The 18746-nt window shown below is 52.3% G+C and carries 16 protein-coding genes; 6 read left to right on the top strand and 10 right to left on the bottom strand.

Annotation, left to right across the window (positions count from 1 at the left end; all coding sequences use genetic code 11):
- Window positions 1-362 precede the first annotated feature (362 nt).
- From PUE40_RS07940 to rpsB, 4 genes are all read right to left on the bottom strand, one after another.
- Window positions 363-1082 (bottom strand): hypothetical protein, encoded by a 720-nt coding sequence (locus tag PUE40_RS07940; protein WP_154554971.1) that lies wholly within the window; start codon window positions 1080-1082, stop codon window positions 363-365.
- A gap of 123 nt (window positions 1083-1205) precedes the next feature.
- The gene (locus PUE40_RS07935) at window positions 1206-1835 is read right to left on the bottom strand and encodes a flavodoxin family protein (protein ID WP_154554972.1); all 630 of its coding nucleotides are present in this window, start codon (window positions 1833-1835) and stop codon (window positions 1206-1208) included.
- 88 nt (window positions 1836-1923) lie between these two features.
- Window positions 1924-2838, bottom strand: a complete 915-nt coding sequence (gene tsf, locus PUE40_RS07930) for a translation elongation factor Ts (RefSeq protein WP_277672439.1) — start codon at window positions 2836-2838, stop codon at window positions 1924-1926.
- Window positions 2839-2924: 86 nt separating this feature from the next.
- Complete coding sequence (gene rpsB, locus PUE40_RS07925; RefSeq protein WP_154554974.1) at window positions 2925-3683, bottom strand: 30S ribosomal protein S2; 759 nt, start codon at window positions 3681-3683, stop codon at window positions 2925-2927.
- A gap of 267 nt (window positions 3684-3950) precedes the next feature.
- Here rpsB and PUE40_RS07920 point away from each other — a divergent pair, with 267 nt between their 5' ends.
- Complete coding sequence (locus tag PUE40_RS07920) at window positions 3951-5324, top strand: NCS2 family permease (RefSeq protein ID WP_277672438.1); 1374 nt, start codon at window positions 3951-3953, stop codon at window positions 5322-5324.
- 137 nt (window positions 5325-5461) lie between these two features.
- Here PUE40_RS07920 and glpK read toward each other — a convergent pair whose 3' ends face one another.
- The 3 genes from glpK to lepA are packed head-to-tail and all read right to left on the bottom strand — an operon-like array spanning window position 5462 to window position 9921.
- Complete coding sequence (gene glpK / locus PUE40_RS07915; RefSeq protein ID WP_277672437.1) at window positions 5462-6955, bottom strand: glycerol kinase GlpK; 1494 nt, start codon at window positions 6953-6955, stop codon at window positions 5462-5464.
- 31 nt (window positions 6956-6986) lie between these two features.
- The gene (gene hemW / locus PUE40_RS07910; RefSeq protein ID WP_277672436.1) at window positions 6987-8129 is read right to left on the bottom strand and encodes a radical SAM family heme chaperone HemW; all 1143 of its coding nucleotides are present in this window, start codon (window positions 8127-8129) and stop codon (window positions 6987-6989) included.
- The gene (gene lepA, locus PUE40_RS07905) at window positions 8113-9921 is read right to left on the bottom strand and encodes a translation elongation factor 4 (RefSeq protein ID WP_154554978.1); all 1809 of its coding nucleotides are present in this window, start codon (window positions 9919-9921) and stop codon (window positions 8113-8115) included. The genes hemW and lepA overlap by 17 nt, the downstream gene beginning before the upstream one ends.
- 174 nt (window positions 9922-10095) lie before the next feature.
- Here lepA and rpsT point away from each other — a divergent pair, with 174 nt between their 5' ends.
- Entirely contained in the window at window positions 10096-10368 is a 273-nt protein-coding gene (gene rpsT, locus PUE40_RS07900; protein ID WP_154554979.1) for a 30S ribosomal protein S20, read from the top strand.
- Between the two features lie 779 nt (window positions 10369-11147).
- Window positions 11148-11684 carry a biotin transporter BioY gene (locus PUE40_RS07895; protein ID WP_277672435.1) on the top strand — a complete coding sequence of 179 codons (537 nt, stop codon included), beginning with the start codon at window positions 11148-11150 and terminating at the stop codon, window positions 11682-11684.
- A gap of 267 nt (window positions 11685-11951) precedes the next feature.
- Here PUE40_RS07895 and PUE40_RS07890 read toward each other — a convergent pair whose 3' ends face one another.
- Window positions 11952-13142 (bottom strand): pyridoxal phosphate-dependent aminotransferase, encoded by a 1191-nt coding sequence (locus PUE40_RS07890; protein WP_154554982.1) that lies wholly within the window; start codon window positions 13140-13142, stop codon window positions 11952-11954.
- A gap of 158 nt (window positions 13143-13300) precedes the next feature.
- On the opposite strand from PUE40_RS07890, the gene PUE40_RS07885 reads away from it, so the two are divergent.
- From PUE40_RS07885 to PUE40_RS07875, 3 genes are read left to right on the top strand one after another with little or no spacing between them, the layout of a single operon-like run.
- Window positions 13301-14434, top strand: a complete 1134-nt coding sequence (locus PUE40_RS07885; RefSeq protein WP_277672434.1) for a glycoside hydrolase family 25 protein — start codon at window positions 13301-13303, stop codon at window positions 14432-14434.
- Window positions 14435-14451: 17 nt separating this feature from the next.
- Window positions 14452-15213 (top strand): exodeoxyribonuclease III, encoded by a 762-nt coding sequence (locus PUE40_RS07880; protein WP_277672433.1) that lies wholly within the window; start codon window positions 14452-14454, stop codon window positions 15211-15213.
- 20 nt (window positions 15214-15233) lie between these two features.
- The gene (locus tag PUE40_RS07875) at window positions 15234-15722 is read left to right on the top strand and encodes a hypothetical protein (protein WP_277672432.1); all 489 of its coding nucleotides are present in this window, start codon (window positions 15234-15236) and stop codon (window positions 15720-15722) included.
- 62 nt (window positions 15723-15784) lie between these two features.
- On the opposite strand, the gene PUE40_RS07870 is transcribed toward PUE40_RS07875, so the two are convergent.
- Window positions 15785-17380 carry a hypothetical protein gene (locus PUE40_RS07870; RefSeq protein WP_277672431.1) on the bottom strand — a complete coding sequence of 532 codons (1596 nt, stop codon included), beginning with the start codon at window positions 17378-17380 and terminating at the stop codon, window positions 15785-15787.
- 127 nt (window positions 17381-17507) lie between these two features.
- Complete coding sequence (locus PUE40_RS07865; protein WP_277672430.1) at window positions 17508-18203, bottom strand: hypothetical protein; 696 nt, start codon at window positions 18201-18203, stop codon at window positions 17508-17510.
- Window positions 18204-18746 lie beyond the last annotated feature (543 nt).

Below are 18746 nucleotides of genomic sequence, written 5' to 3'. Positions count from 1 at the left end.
CTTCAGTTGGCTCTTGTCAAGCACTTTTTTCAAACTTTTTTAAAAAGTTTTCAGTGCCCACGAGCGCATCCAATGCCACAAAGGCTTGGAGCCTGCACGCTGCGCCTCCGAGAAGCGTTCGCTTTTCGGTGACGACAAGATGAGATTATACGCGCCTTATGAGCACTTGTCAACAACTTTTTAAAACTTTTTTACATAAATTCCATTTTTTGTTTATAATCCCCTATTTGGCGACGTATACGTTTTTTCTTTCCGAGATTTTCCTTCTAGGGAGGCGAATACCCGCCGCTACATACACCTCGTCATACAAAAACGCCCAGCACTTGCCGGACGTTTGCACATTTCGTATTTGTTTTTGCAGGCTACTTTTTCTCCGGATCTTTGGAGCGACGGCGTTCTGCCAGGCGCATCATGGATTCTTCCTTCTCGATGGCTTTTTTCGCCTTTGTGATTCGTTCTCTGGCCTCCTTGGTCTCTCGAATGCCTTCCTTCGCTTTCTGCATCGCCCGCTTCTCATCGCGCTTTGCATCCGCCAGGCGTTCCTTGTTTCCCGTCAACATATCCGGCGTTCGATACTCGATGGAAAGGGCAATCCGGAAGCGGCACATGCCCAGCAGGAACAGAGCGGTGCCCACCAGAGTCAGGATTTTGAAATCCAGGAGCATCATGTTGTAGAACATGTATACGCCAAACAGGGTCATCACGATGCCCAGGGCCTCCGTAAAGCGATCCAGCGGCGATTGCGTCCGGAAGTTGAAGTTCACCGACGAAACTGCTTTTAGCCCCTCCAGGGTCATCCACAGGGCGAATACCGCCGTGATTGCCACATCCTCCGTCACCTGTCCGGACAGAAATACGCAGCCCAAAATCACGGAAGTAAATCCTTCCACGTTCACTTCTTTCTTCGATTCATAGGAACTCATATTGGTCACTCTGTTCACCACCAGCTCGCAGATGCCCATCAAGAGAATCGCCATGCCAACGATAAAGGCAACTCCCACAAACGGCACGCTGGCGTTTGCGATGCAGAATGTTCCGACGCCCACTACCAGCAGGCTTACAAGCATCATCAATGATCTCATGTTTTACTTCCTTCCAACTTTTAATATTTGTAATATTACCATTTTCAACCGCCCATTTCAACCGGCTCCCGCCGCACTGCAGCATCCGCCGTGCAGCCAATGACTTTGCGCCGGCTTTGGTTTTTAGCGGATAAAATTAGTTGCGATGGGTTCTTCCGATTCCGGGAATTCGATGCCGACGGCTCTTCCCGCTTCAAAACACTTAATCATCCACGCCATGTTCCGGCCCAGGGTCCGCATGGTCTGCATTCCCTCCAGGTCGTGAAGCACTTCATCCGGATTGTTTCCGTGAACGCCGTTCCAATACTGGGAGGATACGACGGGCATTTGAGATATGGTAAAAAATTTATTCAATCGGTCGAAGGTGGCCGTTGTGCCGGAACGCCGACAGGATGCGATGGCGGCCGCCGGTTTTCCTTTTAGGTAGGCGGAATCGCACGCGTAAAATACCCGTTCCAGAAGGGACACAATCGCTCCGGAAGGTCCGCCGTAATATACCGGAGAACCCACCACCAGACCGGAGCAGTCTCGCAGCTTCTCGATTACCGTATTCACCGGATCTCCGTCCATGATGCAGCGGCCGGTCCGGCTGCAATATCCGCACGCTTTGCAGCCCGGGATGTTGACTGCGCCCACATGAAGAATCTCCGTCTGCAGCCCCGAATCCTCAATGGCATCGGACACTTCCCGCAGTGCCGTGTGAGTGCATCCGAACTGATGCGGGCTTCCGTTCAGCAATAGTACTTTATCCATCTTTTTTCTCCTCTGCTGTCCCTCACGATATAAAAGGACAAAAGGCCGGATGCATTGCACCCGGCCTTCATTTTCTCTTCTGTTCCGATTAGTTGCCGGCAACCTGGGCAGCTACTTCTGCAGCGAAGTCATCTTCCTTCTTCTCGATTCCTTCACCAACTTCGTAACGGATCATGGAAACAACTTCCATATCCTTGCCGATTTCCTTAGCCGCATTAGCAACATACTGCTGTACGGAAACATCGCCATCCTTTACGAACGGCTGGTCCAGAAGGCATACTTCCTTCAGTTCCTTCTTGATCTTTCCGGCAACGATTCTCTCTACCATTTCTGGCTTCTTTCCTTCGTTCAGAACCTGCTCGGTCAGGATTTTCTTCTCGTTCTCCAGATATTCTGGATCAACGCCGTCTTCGTTGACGAACTTCGGATTCATGGAAGCAACCTGCATTGCAACGTCCTTACCTACAGCAGCGATTTCATCTGCAGCAGCATCGGTCTTGATACCAACGATTACGCCAATTCTTCCGCCGCCGTGGGTGTAACCAACGTATACCACGCCGTCTTCCTCAACCTTTGCGAATCTTCTGATGCTCAGGTTCTCACCGATCTTAGCAACCTTTGCAGTCAGAGTTTCCTGTACGGTTCCTTCACCGAAAGGCTCTGCCATGAACTGCTCCATCGGCATATTTCCCTTTGCCAGAACTTCCTTTGCCAGGTCCTCAACGAACTCGATGAACTCTTCGTTCTTTGCAACGAAGTCGGTCTCGGAGTTCACTTCAACGATGGAAGCAGTCTTGTTTCCTTCACCGAAAGCAACTCTTACCAGACCTTCTGCAGCGATTCTGCCGGCCTTCTTCTGAGCCTTCATGATTCCCTTTTCTCTCAGGTAATCGATTGCCTTTTCAATATCACCGTCTGTTTCAACCAGTGCCTTCTTGCAGTCCATCATTCCTGCGCCGGTACGCTCACGCAGTTCTTTTACGAGTGCAGCTGTTACAGCCATGTCTTTGTCCTCCTGTTATCAATATGTAATTTGAAAAATGCGGCTCCCCCGGATAACATCTGAAGAAGCCGCCACCTTTCGGTTAATTATTCTTCGTCTGCAGCTTCCTCAGCAGCTTCTTCTACATCTGCTGTCTCTTCTGCAGCGCCTTCGTCAAAGCTCTCGCCCTGCTTAGCTTCCACGATAGCATCTGCCATTACCGATGTGATCAGCTTAACCGCTCTGATCGCGTCATCGTTTGCCGGGATGATGTAGTCTACATCGTCCGGATCGCAGTTGGTGTCTACGATACCAACAACCGGAATTCCCAGAATGCGAGCTTCCTTAACGGCAATCTTTTCCTTCTTCGGGTCAACAACGAAGATTGCACCAGGCATTCCCTTCATGTCCTTGATTCCGCCCAGGAACTTCTCCAGCTTCTCAGCTTCGTTTCTGATCTTCAGGATTTCCTTCTTCGCATACTTGTTGATAGTGCCATCCTCTTCCATCTCTCTGATTTCGTTGAGACGTTCGATTCTCTTGCTGATGGTCTTGTAGTTGGTCAGCATTCCGCCCAGCCATCTCTCGTTAACGAAGTACATACCGCAACGATTTGCTTCGTCCTTGATTGCAGCCTGAGCCTGCTTCTTCGTGCCGACGAACAGTACCGGCTTACCGGTTGCGCCAACCTCTCTCATGAAATCATACGCATCGTCGATCATCTTGATGGTCTTCTGCAGGTCGATGATGTAAATTCCATTTCTCTCTGTGAAGATGTACGGAGCCATCTTAGGGTTCCATCTTCTGGTCTGGTGTCCGAAATGAACACCGGCTTCAAGTAACTGTTTCATAGAAACTACTGACATTATAATACCTCCGGTTTCGTTTCTTCCATCGTGCGTCTTTGCCTTCAACCTTCCTTCTTTTATAAAAGAAGGCACCGCGGCATCCTCACGATGTGCAAAATATAAAATATTGCGGCATAAAGCCTGCGTGTGGAAACACGCTCATATATTATATTGTAAAGAGTTCTTGATTGCAAGTTTTTTTTCAATTATAATAGTCATGTCTTTTTTTGAGGGAACCTCCCTCAATCACTACGTTTTTTATATTTAATTTAAGGAGCTGTTTTAATGGAAAAGTATTTCAAACTTAAGGAAAACGGCACGGATGTCCGCACCGAGGTCATCGCCGGCGTTACCACCTTCCTGTCGATGGTGTACATCCTGGCGGTTAACCCGAACATCCTGTCCGCAGCCGGAATGGATTCCGCGGCTGTATTCACCGCTACCGCTGTTTCCGCGTTCTTCGGCACACTGTTCATGGCATTCTTTGCCAACTACCCGATTGCTCTGGCTTCCGGAATGGGTCTGAACGCATACTTTGCATTCTCCGTGTGCATCCCGATGGCAAAGGCGGGAATCAACGACCCATGGAAAATCGCACTTACCGCAGTACTGGTAGAAGGTATCATCTTCGTCCTGCTGTCCCTCACCAATTTCCGGGAAAAGCTGGTTAACGATGTACCGTCCAACCTGAAGTACGGTATCACCGCCGGAATCGGTCTCTTCATTACCATCGTAGGTCTCAAGGGTGCCGGCGTCGTAATCGGAAGCGAATCCACCCTGGTAGATCTGGGTTCCGTATCCACCCCGCAGTTCGTTCTGGCAATGATTGGCTTCGTCATCATCTGCGTACTGGTTCACTACAACGTTCCGGGTGCCGTGCTCTGGGGCATCCTTCTCACTTGGATTATGGGCATCATCGCTCAGCTCACCGGCTGGTATCACGTTGACCCGGCCAAAGAGGTATACTCTCTGATTCCGAGCCTCTCCGGCGCATCCTTCATCCCGAAGGCACCGACCATGTTCGCCTTTGATTTCGCATGGGTGGGCAAGAACATCGTGGAGTTCGCGGTAATCGTCTTCTCCTTCCTATTCGTTGACCTGTTCGATACCGTTGGAACCCTGATCGGCGTAGCTTCCAAGGGCGGCCTGCTGGACGAGAACGGAAACCTGCCTCGCGCGAAAGGTGCTCTGCTCTCCGATGCATTCGGTACCATCCTGGGTGCTTGCTTCGGTACTTCTACCGTAACCAGTTACGTAGAGTCCACCGCAGGTGTTGCTGCCGGCGGAAGAACCGGTCTCACCGCAGTGGTTACCGGCGTGCTGTTCCTGATTTCCCTGTTCTTCTCGCCAATCTTCCTGGCGATTCCGGGATTCGCTACCACTCCGGCGCTGGTATACGTTGGTCTTCTGATGCTGACTTCGGTTAAAAACATGGACTTCGACTCCGACATTGCCGACACGGCCGGCGGTTTCATGGCCATCATCATGATGCCGTTCACCTATTCCATCGCAAACGGAATCATGTTCGGAATGATCACTTGGGTTCTCCTCAAGGTCATCACCAAGAAGGCAAAGGACATCGCTCCGGTTATGTGGGTTGCATTCTTCCTGTTTGCACTGCGTCTGGGAACGCTGGCATACGGAATCGGCTTCCATTAAGAACCGCCCGGGTTTCCGGGATGGTTAAGCTAGATAGTGAAAATCCTGCCACTTCGGATGAAGCGGCAGGATTTTTCGTTTGTAAAGATATTTGAGATTGTGAGTAAAATCAAGCATACGCTGCTTCACTTTACACCCTATTCCTCTGCCAGCCAGATGGCGGCTTTTACCGCTTTGTGCCAGCCCTTTAGGAGAGCCGCCCGCTTCGCCTCGTCCATCTCCGGGCGGAATACGCGTTCCACCTCCTTGTTCTCGATGATGTCGTCGGTGGAATCGTAGTAACCCACCGCCAGGCCCGCCAGGTACGCCGCACCCAGGGACGTGGACTCGATGGATTTGCACCGAACGATTTCCGTGTCCGATACGTCCGCCTGGAACTGCATCAGGAAATTGTTCCGGCAGGCACCGCCGTCGACTTTAAGGGCCACGATGCGCTGTCCCAGATCCTCTGCCATGGCAGACAGCAAATCCTCGTTCTGATATGCCAGGGATTCCAACGTCGCACGGACAATCTGGTTCCGATCCGTGCCCCGGGTGATTCCGAAAATCGCACCCCGAGCATCCGGCTCCCAGTACGGAGCACCGATTCCCGTAAAGGCCGGCACCATGTACACGCCTTCGCCGGCGCCGGCTTTCAAAGCCATTCGTTCCGACTCCGGCGATTCCGACATGAACTGCATCTCATCCCGCAGCCACTGAATGGCGGCGCCGCACACGAAAGCGGAACCTTCCAAAGCGTAGCTTACTTTGCCGTCCAGCCCCCAAGCGATGGTGGTTAGCAGTCCGGAATCGCTAAACACCGGACGATCGCCGGTATTTAGAAGAAGGAAGCTGCCGGTGCCGTAGGTGCACTTCGCTTCGCCCACTTCAAAACAGGTCTCCCCGAACAGGGCCGCCTGCTGGTCTCCCGCAGAACCGGTGATGGGAATCGGACCGCCGAAGAGTTCCGAAATGGTCTCCCCGTAATGGCCGGAGCATTCCACCGGTTTCGGCAGCATACACTTCGGAATGTCCAGCAGCGCCAGGATTTCATCGTCCCAATCCAGCGTATGAATATTGAACAGCATGGTGCGGGCCGCGTTGGAATAGTCCGTCACATGCACCTCGCCGCCGGTCATTTTCCAGATCAGCCAACTCTCGATGGTTCCGAAGAGCAGTTCTCCTCGCTCCGCCCGTTCCCGAGCGCCATCCACGTGGTCCAGAATCCACTTAATCTTCGTCCCGCTGAAATAGGCATCGATAATCAGGCCGGTTTTGCGGCGAATCATCTCCTCGTGTCCCTGTTTCTTCAGTGCCTCCGCATAATCCGAGGTTCGCCGGCACTGCCACACGATGGCGTTGTAAATCGGCTTCCCGGTAACCTTGTCCCACACCACCGTGGTCTCCCGCTGGTTGGTAATTCCCAAAGCCACAATATCCCGATAATTCAGATTGTGCTTCAGCATTGCCTCCTGGGCTACCGAAATCTGCGTTGCCCAGATCTCCGTGGCATCGTGCTCCACCCAGCCCTCTTTCGGAAAATACTGGGGAAACTCCCGCTGCGCCGAACTGATGGTGTTGCCCTGCTTATCGTAAATCACGCAACGGGCACTGGTCGTCCCCTCGTCCATCGCCATGATGTATTTCTTCATCTTTCACCTCACACTTTCCCGGAACCCGACGTCACACGAACAGCGCCATGATTCCGTTGCTGATATCGATTCCCCGCTCCGTCAGTCTCAATCCCTCGTCGGTCATCTCCAGAAACCCGCCGGCCTCGTACTCCCTCGCTTCCGGCAGCGCCTCTCGAAAATATTCCCAGAAAGCCTCCTCGCTTCCCAGAATGTCCCGGTATCGAACGCCCTCTTCTCGCCGCAATCCGGTAAAAACAGCCTCCGACATATCGTCCCCTTCCGAGTTTTCGTGCACTTCCATAAAAGCAAGTTCGCCCCGGTCCAGCATTTCCGAGTAGGCCTTCAAATCCGTCTCGTTCACCATCCGCCGGTGTCCCGTATAAGAAGAAGCCCCCAGTCCCAGACCCACGTACTCCGCCATGTTCCAGTACTTGGAGTTGTGCCGAGACTCATAGCCCGGCCGAGCGAAATTGGAAATCTCGTAATGTCTGTAACCCTTCTCCCGAAGAACCTGAATCCCCCGGTGATACATCTTCCGATCCGTTTCGTCCGGCACTTCCCGAAGTTTTCCCGCTTCGAAATCTCGGAAAAAGGATGTTCCCTCCTCCAACTGCAGGCTGTAGAAGGAAATGTGTTCCGGTTCCAGAGCGGCGATGGCTTCCAGATCCTCCATGGCATCGGAGACATCGGTTCCCGGTATGGCAAAAATAAGATCCAAGTTGATGTTATGAAATCCGGCTTCCCGGGCCATTTTCACATCCCGGCGAACCTCTTCCGCCGTATGAATCCGCCCCAAATACCGGAGCCGCCGGTCATCCATGCTCTGAACTCCCATGGAAAGCCGATTGATACCGGCGTTCCCATATCCTGCCAGACTTTCTTCCGTTAAGGTTCCCGGGTTGGCTTCCAGGGTCACTTCCGCACCTTCCGTAATCCGAAAGGCTTTTCGAACTTCTTCCAGAATATGTCCGATCTGTTCCGGCGTCAGGAGGGACGGCGTCCCTCCGCCAAAATAGATGGTATCCGCCTCCGGAACCTCTCGGCTCCGAAGACGGATTTCTTCTATCAGATGATTCACATACTCCTGCCGAACCTCAGGCCCTGCCGGGCCGGACAGGAATGCACAGTAGTTGCATTTTTTTACGCAGAAGGGAATGTGGATGTAAATTCCCGCCTTATTCGGTGTCGTCAAACTTGAGCACCTCCGTAAACGCTTCCTGCGGCACTTCCACGGTACCGAACTGGCGCATCCGCTTCTTTCCTTCTTTCTGCTTCTCCAGCAGCTTCTTTTTCCGAGAGATATCGCCGCCGTAGCACTTGGCGATAACGTCCTTCCGGTAGGCGCGTACCGTCTCTCGGGCGATGATTTTGCGGCCCACGGCAGCCTGAATCGGCACCTCGAACTGGTGCATCGGAATGATTTTCTTCAGTTTTGCGCAGATGTTCCGGCCTTTAGCGTAAGCTTCCTCTTCCGGCACGATGGAGCTGAAGGCATCGATGACTTCCTTGTTCAGAAGGATGTCCAGCTTCACCAGCTTCGCCGGGCGGTATTCCTGGAATTCGTAATCCAAGGAGGCGTAGCCCCGGGTACGGGATTTCAGTGCGTCAAAGAAATCGTAGATGACTTCGTTCAGCGGAATATCGTAGGTAAGGAGCACGCGAGTCTCCGTCAGGTATTCCATGTGGGTCATGTTGCCCCGGCGACTCTGGCACAGGGTCATGATGCTGCCCACATAATCCTTCGGCGTCATGATTTCAGCTTTTACGATTGGCTCCTCGATGCGGCTGATCTCCGCCGGATCCGGCAGGTTGGTCGGATTCTGAATCATCCGTTCCGTGCCGTCGGCCATGATGACCTTGTAGATTACGCTAGGCAAGGTGGTGATGACGTCCAGGCCGAATTCCCGTTCCAGCCGCTCCACGATGACATCCATGTGCAGGAGGCCCAGGAAACCGCAGCGGTAGCCGAAGCCCAGGGCGGCGGAGTTCTCCGGTTCAAACTGGAACGCCGCATCGTTTACCTGAAGTTTCTCCAGAGCATCTTTGATATTCTCGTATTTCTCGCCTTCTGCCGGGTACACGCCGCAGTACACCATGGACTGGGCTTTCTTGTATCCCTTCAGCGGCTTGTCCGTCGGCTTGTCGGTGTGGGTGATGGTATCGCCCACCCGGGCGTCCGCCACCCGCTTGATGCTGGCGCACACGTATCCTACTTCACCGGCCTTCAGCTCTTTGGACGGAACCATGCCCGGAATGCAATAGCCTACTTCCGTTACCTCGTAGCTCTTGCCGGTATTCATGAGCTGAATGAAATCTCCTTTTTTTACCGAGCCGTCGAAAATGCGGGTGTAGATAACCACGCCCTTGTAGCTGTCGTAATAGGAGTCGAAGATGAGGCCCTTCAAGCGGCCGTTCGGATCTCCCTGTGGCGGCGGAATTACCTGAACCAGCTTCTCCAGCATGTCGTCGATTCCCATGCCGGTCTTTGCCGAAATCAGCGGCGCATCCTCCGCATCGATTCCGATGATATCTTCGATTTCTTCCTTGGCTTCATCCGGGCGGGCGCTGTCCAGATCCATTTTGTTCAGCACCGGCAGAATCTCCAGGTCCTCGTCCAGGGCCAGGTAGACATTTCCCAAAGTCTGCGCTTCCACGCCCTGGGTGGCATCCACCACCAGCACGGCGCCGTCGCAGGCAGCCAAAGAGCGGGACACCTCGTAGTTGAAGTCCACGTGTCCCGGTGTGTCGATCAGGTTCAGGATGTACTCTTCTCCATCCCCGGCCTTGTAGTGGAGGCGGGTGGTCTGCAGTTTGATGGTGATTCCCCGCTCTCGTTCAATATCCATGTTGTCCAGATACTGTTCCTTCATATCCCGGGACTGCACCAGTCCCGTCTTCTCAATCAGCCGGTCCGCCAAAGTGGACTTGCCGTGGTCGATATGAGCAATAATACTGAAATTTCTTATATTCTTCAGATAATCCATTTTTCCTCCGATAGCGTCTATATTTATTCATATTATATTATACGCAATTTGCCCTGAAAATGATACAAAAAAATATTTCCCCGGATTGCAAAAAATCCTTGAAACTTCGCCATTCCTAATATATAATGGACGTTGCGAATTAATACTATTTTAGAGAAAAGTGGGGTAAACAAAATGGCAAACATTAAATCCGCAAAGAAAAGAATTAGAGTTATCGACAAGAAGACTGCTCGCAACGCTCGTATCAAGGGTCACATGAAGCAGGCTGAAAAGAACTACCTGAAGGCTCTCGCTGCAGGTAACGTTGATGACGCAACCAAGGCATTTGTTGTTCTGGAGAAAGAGCTGATGCAGGCTGCTTCCAAGAACACAATCCACAAGAAGACCGCTTCCAGAAAAGTCAGCAGAATGGCTGCAAGACTGAACGCTCTGAAAGCACAGAACTAATTCTCACCCGTCCCCACATTGCGTACCAGTTAAGTGCGCCGGAACGATGGACTTGTCTCACCATCGTTCCATTTTTTATTGTCTTTTTTTGGCGGGGCCGGGCCCGCGGCCGCCACGGACTTGGTGCACAGATCCCCGCAAACCCTTGTTCTTCCGTCCACTTTGCACCAAGTCTCCGGATATTTTCGACCCGCGGCCGCCACGGACTTGGTGCACAGATCCCCGCAAACCCTTATTCTTCCGTCCCCTTTGCACCAAGTCTCCGGACATTTTCGGCTCGCGCCCGCCGCGGACTTGGTGCACGGATCCCTTCAAACCCTTATTCTTCCGTCCCCTTTGCACCAAGTCTCCGGACATTTTCGGCCCGCGGCTGCCGCGGACTTGGTGCACGAATCCCCGCAAGCCCTTGTTCTTCCGTCCACTTTGCACCAAGTTTCCGGACATTTTCAGCGTGCGGCCGCCACGGACTTGGTGCACAGATCCCCGCAAGCCCTTGTTCTTCCGTCCCCTTTGCACCAAGTCTACGGACATTTTCGGCGCGCGGCCGCCACGGACTTGGTGCACGAATCCCCGCAACCCCTTTTTCTTCCGTCCCCTTTGCACCAAGTCTCCGACCCTTTTCGGCCCGCGCCCGCCGTCACCTTTTCTAAATTGAAGGTTGACAAGCGCGCAATTATGTTGTATTATTCCATCTGTCAACTTTTACAGCAAATAGGTTGACATCACTCGAAACAAGTTGACACAATTTACATGGGATACAATGAAAAAAGGAGATTATTATGTATAACACCATTACCCGCACACAGGTGCTGACCCGGTCCGCACTGTTCATCGCCGTCACTGCCGTATGTTCCTGGATTTCCATTCCGATTCCGAGCACATCCGTTCCGATTAACCTGGCCACCTTCGCCGTAATTCTGGCCGGCCTCATGCTGGGTTCCCGGGACGGCGCCATCGCCATGCTGGTATTCCTGGCACTGGGCACCATCGGCGTTCCGGTATTCCACAGCTTCACCGGCGGTATGGGAATCGTCTTCGGCCCGACCGGCGGCTTCCTGATCGGTTACATCGCTCTGGCCTTCTTCGCCGGACTCGCCACAAAAGAATCGGAACATCCGGTTCGGAACTACATCCTGTTCACCGTAATCGGCGAAGTCGTTCTTTACGCCCTGGGAAGTGCCTGGTTTATTTTCCAGGCCGGAAGCAACATCCAGACCGCGCTGATGGCGTGCGTCGTTCCGTTCCTTCCGGGCGACGCGGTGAAAATGGTCCTGGCATATCTAGTAGCCGGCCGCCTCAAAAAGGTCATCGCTTAATACTCCATAAAAAAACATTCGCCCCGGCCACAGTTTTCCGGGACACCCAAAATTGAATGTTGCGTATATGCCGTCGCCGCTTCCCCCACTCACTAACAGAAGGCGGCGGCTTTTTTCTCGCCGGCGCGGTTTGCGCTCGGCTCCCCGCAATCCCTTTGTTCTCCGTTTTGATGCGCAAACCCGGTGCCCGGCGCCGGACGCCGCACTCCATAAAAAACTCCTGCAGAAATCTGCAGGAGTTTTTGCATCTAATTTGATGATGTAATCTTATTTGTAAGATTCGATCATTGCCTTGAATGCCGGCAGGGATCTCTTGATCATGTCGTTGGATACGCAGTAGGACAGTCTGAAGTATCCCGGGCACTCGAATCCGTCTCCAGGAACAACCAGCAGGTTGTGCTCCAGCTTTGCCTTCTCGGAGAATGCAACTGCATCGCCGTTCGGTGCTTTTACGAACATGTAGAATGCGCCGTCCGGTTTTGCCATTTCATATCCCATCTCGGAGAGGGAGTTGAACAGCAGCTGTCTGTTCTCGTCATATGCTTCCAGGTTCGGCATCTCGCCAACGCAGCGTCCGATAACCTTCTGAATCAGGGTTGGAGGGCAAACGGAACCGATCTCACGAGCGGCACCAACGATGGAGTTGAATACCTCGTCCCACATCTCACACTTCTCGCCAACGAAAACGTATCCGATACGCTCGCCCGGCAGGGACAGAGACTTGGACCAAGAGTAGCATACGATGGTGTTGTCATAGATTGTTGGGATGAACGGAACCTTTACATCTCCGTATACCAGTTCACGGTACGGTTCATCTGCGATGATGTAAATCGGGTGTCCGAATTCCTTACCCTTCTCGGTCAGCAGAGCTGCCATCTTTGTCAGGGTCTCTTCAGTATATACAACGCCGGATGGGTTATTCGGGGAGTTCACGATAACCGCCTTGGTGTTCTTTGTGATTATCTTCTCCAGCTCTGCAAAGTTAATCTGGAAATGCTCGGTGTCTGCCGGAACAACCTTCAGCTGTGCGCCGTCGCAAGTGAAGAATACGTGATATTCCGGGAAGAACGGAGCAATTGCGATGAACTCATCGTCTGTGGAAGTGGTCAGAGCCTTTGCTACGGAAACCAGTGCCGGAGCGCATCCACAAGTCATGAACAGCTCGGAAGCCTTTGCATTTACATCGAATCTCTCGTTCAGGTTGTCTGCGATAGCCTGTCTTACATCTTCGTGACCTGCAGCAACGGAGTATCCGTGCAGCTTGATGGAGTCATAGTTCTGTGCCAGGTCAGCGATGGCCTCGTTAACCTTTGCCGGAGCAGGAATGCTCGGGTTGCCCAGGGAGTAGTCGAATACATTCTCCGGTCCTACGATCTTTGCCTGCTCCAGACCATAAGCGAAGAGCGCTCTGATTCCGGAAGGTGCTGTTCCCAGTCCATAATACTTTTGATTAACCATTTTGATCTTCTCCTTTCAACAAGAAAAAACTTAGTCCCATGTTGTAACCCGATTATAACATATAGTTTCACTATTAACAAATGTTTCACATTCAAAAAACTTCAGTGTGTTATAATATAAATGCTCTGTTTTCTTGCAGAGTGAAAGGATATCTATCTATGACAGCAAAGAAAAAAAATACACAAAAACACATGAAGCGGAAGTCCCCCCGGAAGAAAACCCGCCGCCGAACTTCCCGCAAAAATAACCGGAAATTTCAAAAGTGGCAGCTCGCCCTCATCGCCATCGGGGTTCTTCTGATTGCCGGGGTGACCGGGCTGCACCTCTACTCTCACCCGACCCAAATCGGTTCGGGGAAATACACCCACGCGGCAAAATTCGACAACGCTCTGGTTATCGACGGCATCGACGTGTCCTACGCTCAGGGCGACGGCGCATCCCATAATTGGAATCAAGTAAAAAGAAGCGGCGTGGATTTCGTATTTATCCGTGCAGGCTACCGGGATTCCTCCAAAGGAAAGCTCCATGCCGATTCGGAATTCAAAGAAAACATTCAGGGCGCCCGGAAAGCCGGACTCATGGTGGGCATTTATTTTTACTCGCAAGCCACCACGAAGAAGGAAGCCCGAGAGGAGGCCCGGAAACTGGTGAACGCGGCGGACGGGTATCAGATCGATTTGCCGCTGGTGATGGACTACGAGCTGTACCCGAAGGGGCGGCTGGAGAAATTTATGAACGGCAAGAAATATAAGGCGGCGAAGGGAACCGAGATTGCGGAAGCTTTCTGCCAGGTCGTTCGAGAGGCCGGATACGAGCCTTCCGTATACTCCAACTACAACCTGCTGATGCACAAGGTGAACCCGAAGAAAGTCGCCGACTTCGCCCGGGTATGGCTGGCTCACTACAATTCTTCCACGGATTATCCTCACAATTATACATTCTGGCAGGCGTCCTTTGAGGAGAAGGTACACGGAATTTCCGGCACCGTGGACCGGAACTTCTGGTATTTTGGGCCGAATGGGGAAGCCACGCGGGGCCGACGAGCGGCCGGTGCGCGCTCCATCCGGGACTGCACGGTGCAACTGGAAAAACACAGCTTCTATTACATCGGAAAGCCGATTCAGCCGAAGCTGATTGTGAAGGACGGAAACACACCCCTTCGTGAAGGAACGGATTATCAGGTGGGTTACGTGAAGAACGCGTCGGCGGGAACCGGCTATGCCATCGTGACGGGAATCGGCAAATACAAAGACCGCATTTCCACCGGTTTCCGAATTAAGACGCTTCTGTAAGACGGAAAGGAGAATGAATGAAACTGATTTCTTGGAATGTGAACGGCTTTCGGGCCTGCCTGAACAAGGGTTTCTCGGAGTTTTTCCGGGAGGCGGACGGGGATTTCGTCTGCCTGCAGGAAACCAAAATGCAGCCGGGACAGGCGGACTTCCACCCGGAAGATTATTACGAATATTACAACAGCGCGGAAAAGAAGGGCTACTCCGGCACCGCTATTTTTGCCCGTAAGGCCCTCGGGGAACCCCTCTCCGTGCACTACGGCATGCAGGGCAAGCACGACGACGAAGGGCGCCTCATCACCCTGGAATACCCGGACTTCTACCTGGTGTGCTGCTACGTGCCCAACGCTCAGAGTGAGCTGAAGCGCATCGACTACCGCATGGAGTTCGAAGACGACCTTCGAAATTACCTTTTGGAACTGAATCGGACGCACCCGGTCATCTACTGCGGGGATCTGAACGTGGCTCACGAGGAGATTGACCTGAAGAATCCGAAATCCAACCGGGGCAACGCGGGCTTCTCGGATCAGGAACGGGGTAAAATGACGGAGCTTCTGAATGCCGGGTTCACCGACACCTTCCGGTATTTCTATCCCGACCGTACCGGAATTTACTCCTGGTGGTCCTACCGGTTCAACGCCCGGAAGAACAACGCCGGATGGCGGATTGATTATTTTATCGTCTCCGATTCCTTGCAGGACCGGATTCGGGACTCGAAGATTTTGACGGATATCACCGGCAGCGATCACTGCCCGGTGGAATTGGATATTGAATTCTAGAAAAGAAAGGAACCCTGAAGATGAAAAAGAAATTATTGATCATGCTGCTCCTGGCAGCACTGACCCTGTCTGTGACCGCCTGCGGAAGCTCCAAAGAAGAAGAGGATCCCGGTGCCCAGAAGCAAGCGGTGACCGATTTGGATAACGATATGCTGGAGTCCTATCTGAACCAGTACAATATGGATGCGGAGAACCCGATTCAGTCCGATGACCTGACGCAGGAGGACGGTTCCGCCAGCTGCAAGGTAACGGATCTCACCGTCACTTTCACCACCAAGGACGATGACCTGCAGGTGGCGGTTCAGGCGAAGGATCTGGAAGATGAAAACCTGGATGTGGTGGTTCGGGATTTGATTATCGCCATGGATCCGGAGCTCACCTACGAAGAGGTGAAGGATATGTTCTCCTCCTTCCGGGAGGATGGCCGCACCTCCTACGATATGGGCGAGGTGGAATGCAAGTTGAAGAAAAATTCCGACGGATATCGGTTCATTATCGAAAACGACTAAGTAAAAAAAAGGCTTGCTCCGACGTCTTGGAGCAAGCCTTTTTGAATGCAGTCATTTAAGTTCTAGTTCTTTTTTCTGTACCGAACGATGCCGAACAGGCCGGCTATTGCCAGAAGAGCTACCCCGCCGTACAGCACCGGATTGAAATCGTCTCCGGTTGCAACGGTGGTTTTGGCAGCTTTCTTTGCAGCTGTGGTTTTCTTCGATTCCTTGCTGCCGTTGTTTTCGGTGTCGGTCGGATTCGATGGTTTTTCCGGATTGTTTTGATCCGCGGAATCGCCCGGTTTCTCCGTAGTACCCGGATTGCTCGAATCGCCCGGATTGGTCGGGTCGGTCGGACCGGCCGGATCCGTTGGAGGCACCTTTTCCTCTTCTTTTACCGAATAGGACAGGGTTGCCTGCAGCGATGCGGTTTCTACCATCGCACCGATCATTCGCTGGAACTTCTTTCCGTTCACCGTCACTTCCTGCGCCGGACGATACTGCTTCATCTCCTGCAGCCACTGAACCTTTGCGGATGCGGTAATCGAAGCATTTTCGGAAGGCTTCTCATCGGAAACCAGTCGGAATTCCTCGCCGTTCCGAATCGTCGTCTCCGTATCTTTGTCATTCTTCTCCAGTGTCATTCCCATTGGAATCTGAAGGGAATACTCCCCGTCATAGTCTTCCGCTTCGGTAAGCTTTATCCAACCGGTCTCCCACTTTCCGGAGGTTTCGTCTTTCCGGAATGTCGTATCTCCCTCAAAGGAAACGTTGGAAGACTTCGGTTCCGCCTTCAGCACTTTGTCGGTCTTCGCGTGCTCGTACAGCACATTTCCCAGTGCATTTGTGGTGGAATCCGTTAGGTCATTGCCTTCAATGCCATAGTCGTGCAGCGTCAGCCACACCGCATACTGCGTTCCTTCCACCGCCTGCTCTTCTGTAACGAAATCCGTGCCGCCGATTATTTTGGAATAATACTCCGTCGCCGTGAATCCATAATCCGAACAGGACACCACGGAATTGGCGGCCTTGAAGAATGGCTTCTGTTGGATGGCCTTTCCGGTTTCCTTTTCCGTCTCAGTTCCGCCGATGACCATTTTGATTACTTCCTGGTTAAACTTCACCAGCGCTTTGTAATTCGCTCCATTCTTGTCTTTCAGCGAGGCCAGTGTGAAAGTGTGCCCCTTCAGTTCCGGGAATGCCTTTAGTACATCCGCAGAAGGCACCAGCATCGCATCGAACTGCGCGTCCGTCGGAATGTAGTCCTTCGAATCGGCCACGATTTCGTACATGGATTCCCCGTTATACGGATATCCGGCGTAAAGGACGCTTTCCAAGCGATTCATACACTCCTCGTATTTCTCCTCACTGTCGAAATCCGATGCTTTCAAATAACCATTCAGATATTTCGGTACCGAAACATCTCCCAGGCTGTCAGTGTCGTGCGGCCAGAGCATCTGGTTGTTCATGCAGTATACCACCATCTTTCGATTGCCATCTGCCGAATTTGCCACGGAGTGAATCCCATTCTCGAAAGAAATGGTCACCGATTCCTCAGAATCCGATCCGCTTTCCGCACCAAAGACGGCCGTGCTATTCCCCAATGCAACGGCCGGTACTGTCAATCCAATCGTCAGGATGAACGACAGCAGACTTTTTAAATACTTCTTATTCATTTTTTCCCCTTTAAAGTTATATATTCCTTGTTCTTCAATACGTCAAGGCAAACTGTCAGTTTATTGTACAGTAAAAAAAAATCCGTCGCAAGTTTTGCAACGGATTTTTTTAAAATCTGCGATTTTCCTATTTCTCCTTCTTTTCCGAGGAGTCTTCGCCGGAAGCGTATGCACCGACAATCTTCCAGGAATCGTCATCTTGTTTTTTCAGCTTCAGCTGGATTTCCTGCTTCAGCTCGCCGGTTTCGTCCACCTTCTTGGAGAACGCATCCAGCATTTCCGGAATTATATCGGCATACACCTTTTTCATCAATGCCTTCTGACCCTTGGATACATAGAGGTTCGTCAGCTCATCCATGTGCTTCTCCATGTACTTGTTGGCAATCTTGTTCACCTCGCTGTCCACATTGATGTCGTCCAGCTTGTACGGATTGTAACCGTGGGTGGTCTTCACCGAAACCGTCGCCTCGTCATCCTTTAGTTCTACCTCGCCGATTTCATACTTCGTAATGAAGTTATCCTGCATCTTCTCGGTGAAATCATCGATGCTCTTGGCAGCTTTATCTCCCAGATCATTCTTGGACAGGCCGCTGGATGTGTAGAACACCTTAGACAGGTTCTCCAGATCCGAGAGCCCCAATTCCTTCTCCACGTCTTCCGTGCAGTGCTTTCCCGCATTGGAGAATACCCCGCTCTCCAGGCTCTGCATAAACCCGTCTGCCGCCTCTTTGACCTTCGCTTCTTCCTTGTTTCCGCAACCGGCAAATACCAGCACTGTCAGAAGCAGGGAAAGGACCAGTGCCAATTTCTTCTTCATACTCATATATATCCTCCTTCCATAACCACACGTATCGTCGTTTTCAAAAATTATATTATACTTCCCGGCTTTCCGCAATACTCCAAAGAGCACCCCTTTAAGGATTCTCTTACATCGGGGCTTTTAACATAAAGAACAAATCTACACCGGCAAAGCCTCTTCTTGTTGGCGTGACCATATGGAAGGCAAAGGCTTTGCCGGGAGGTCGACGCCAACATCGACGCCGGAAGCCCCGGGAAATTCTGAGCTTGTTGGCGTGACCAGACGGAAGGCAAAGGCTTTGCCGGGAGGTCGACGCCAACATGGATGCCGGAAGCCCTGGGGAATCCCGTTTTTGTTGGCGTGACCAGACGGAAGGCAAAGGCTTTGCGGGGAGGTCGACGCCAACATCGTCGCCGGAAACCCTGGGGAATCCCGTTATTGTTGGCGTGACCAAACGGAAGGCAAAGGCTTTGCCGGGAAGTCGACGCCAACATGGACGCCGGAAGCCCTGGGGAATCCCGTTCTTGTTGGCGTGACCAAACGGAAGGCAAAGGCTTTGCCGGGAAG

The sequence above is a fragment of the Mogibacterium kristiansenii genome, from assembly GCF_029224645.1.
Classification (GTDB): domain Bacteria; phylum Bacillota; class Clostridia; order Peptostreptococcales; family Anaerovoracaceae; genus Mogibacterium_A; species Mogibacterium_A kristiansenii.
Note: the sequence above shows the minus strand (reverse complement) of the source record. Positions and strands in the feature narration are given on the sequence as shown.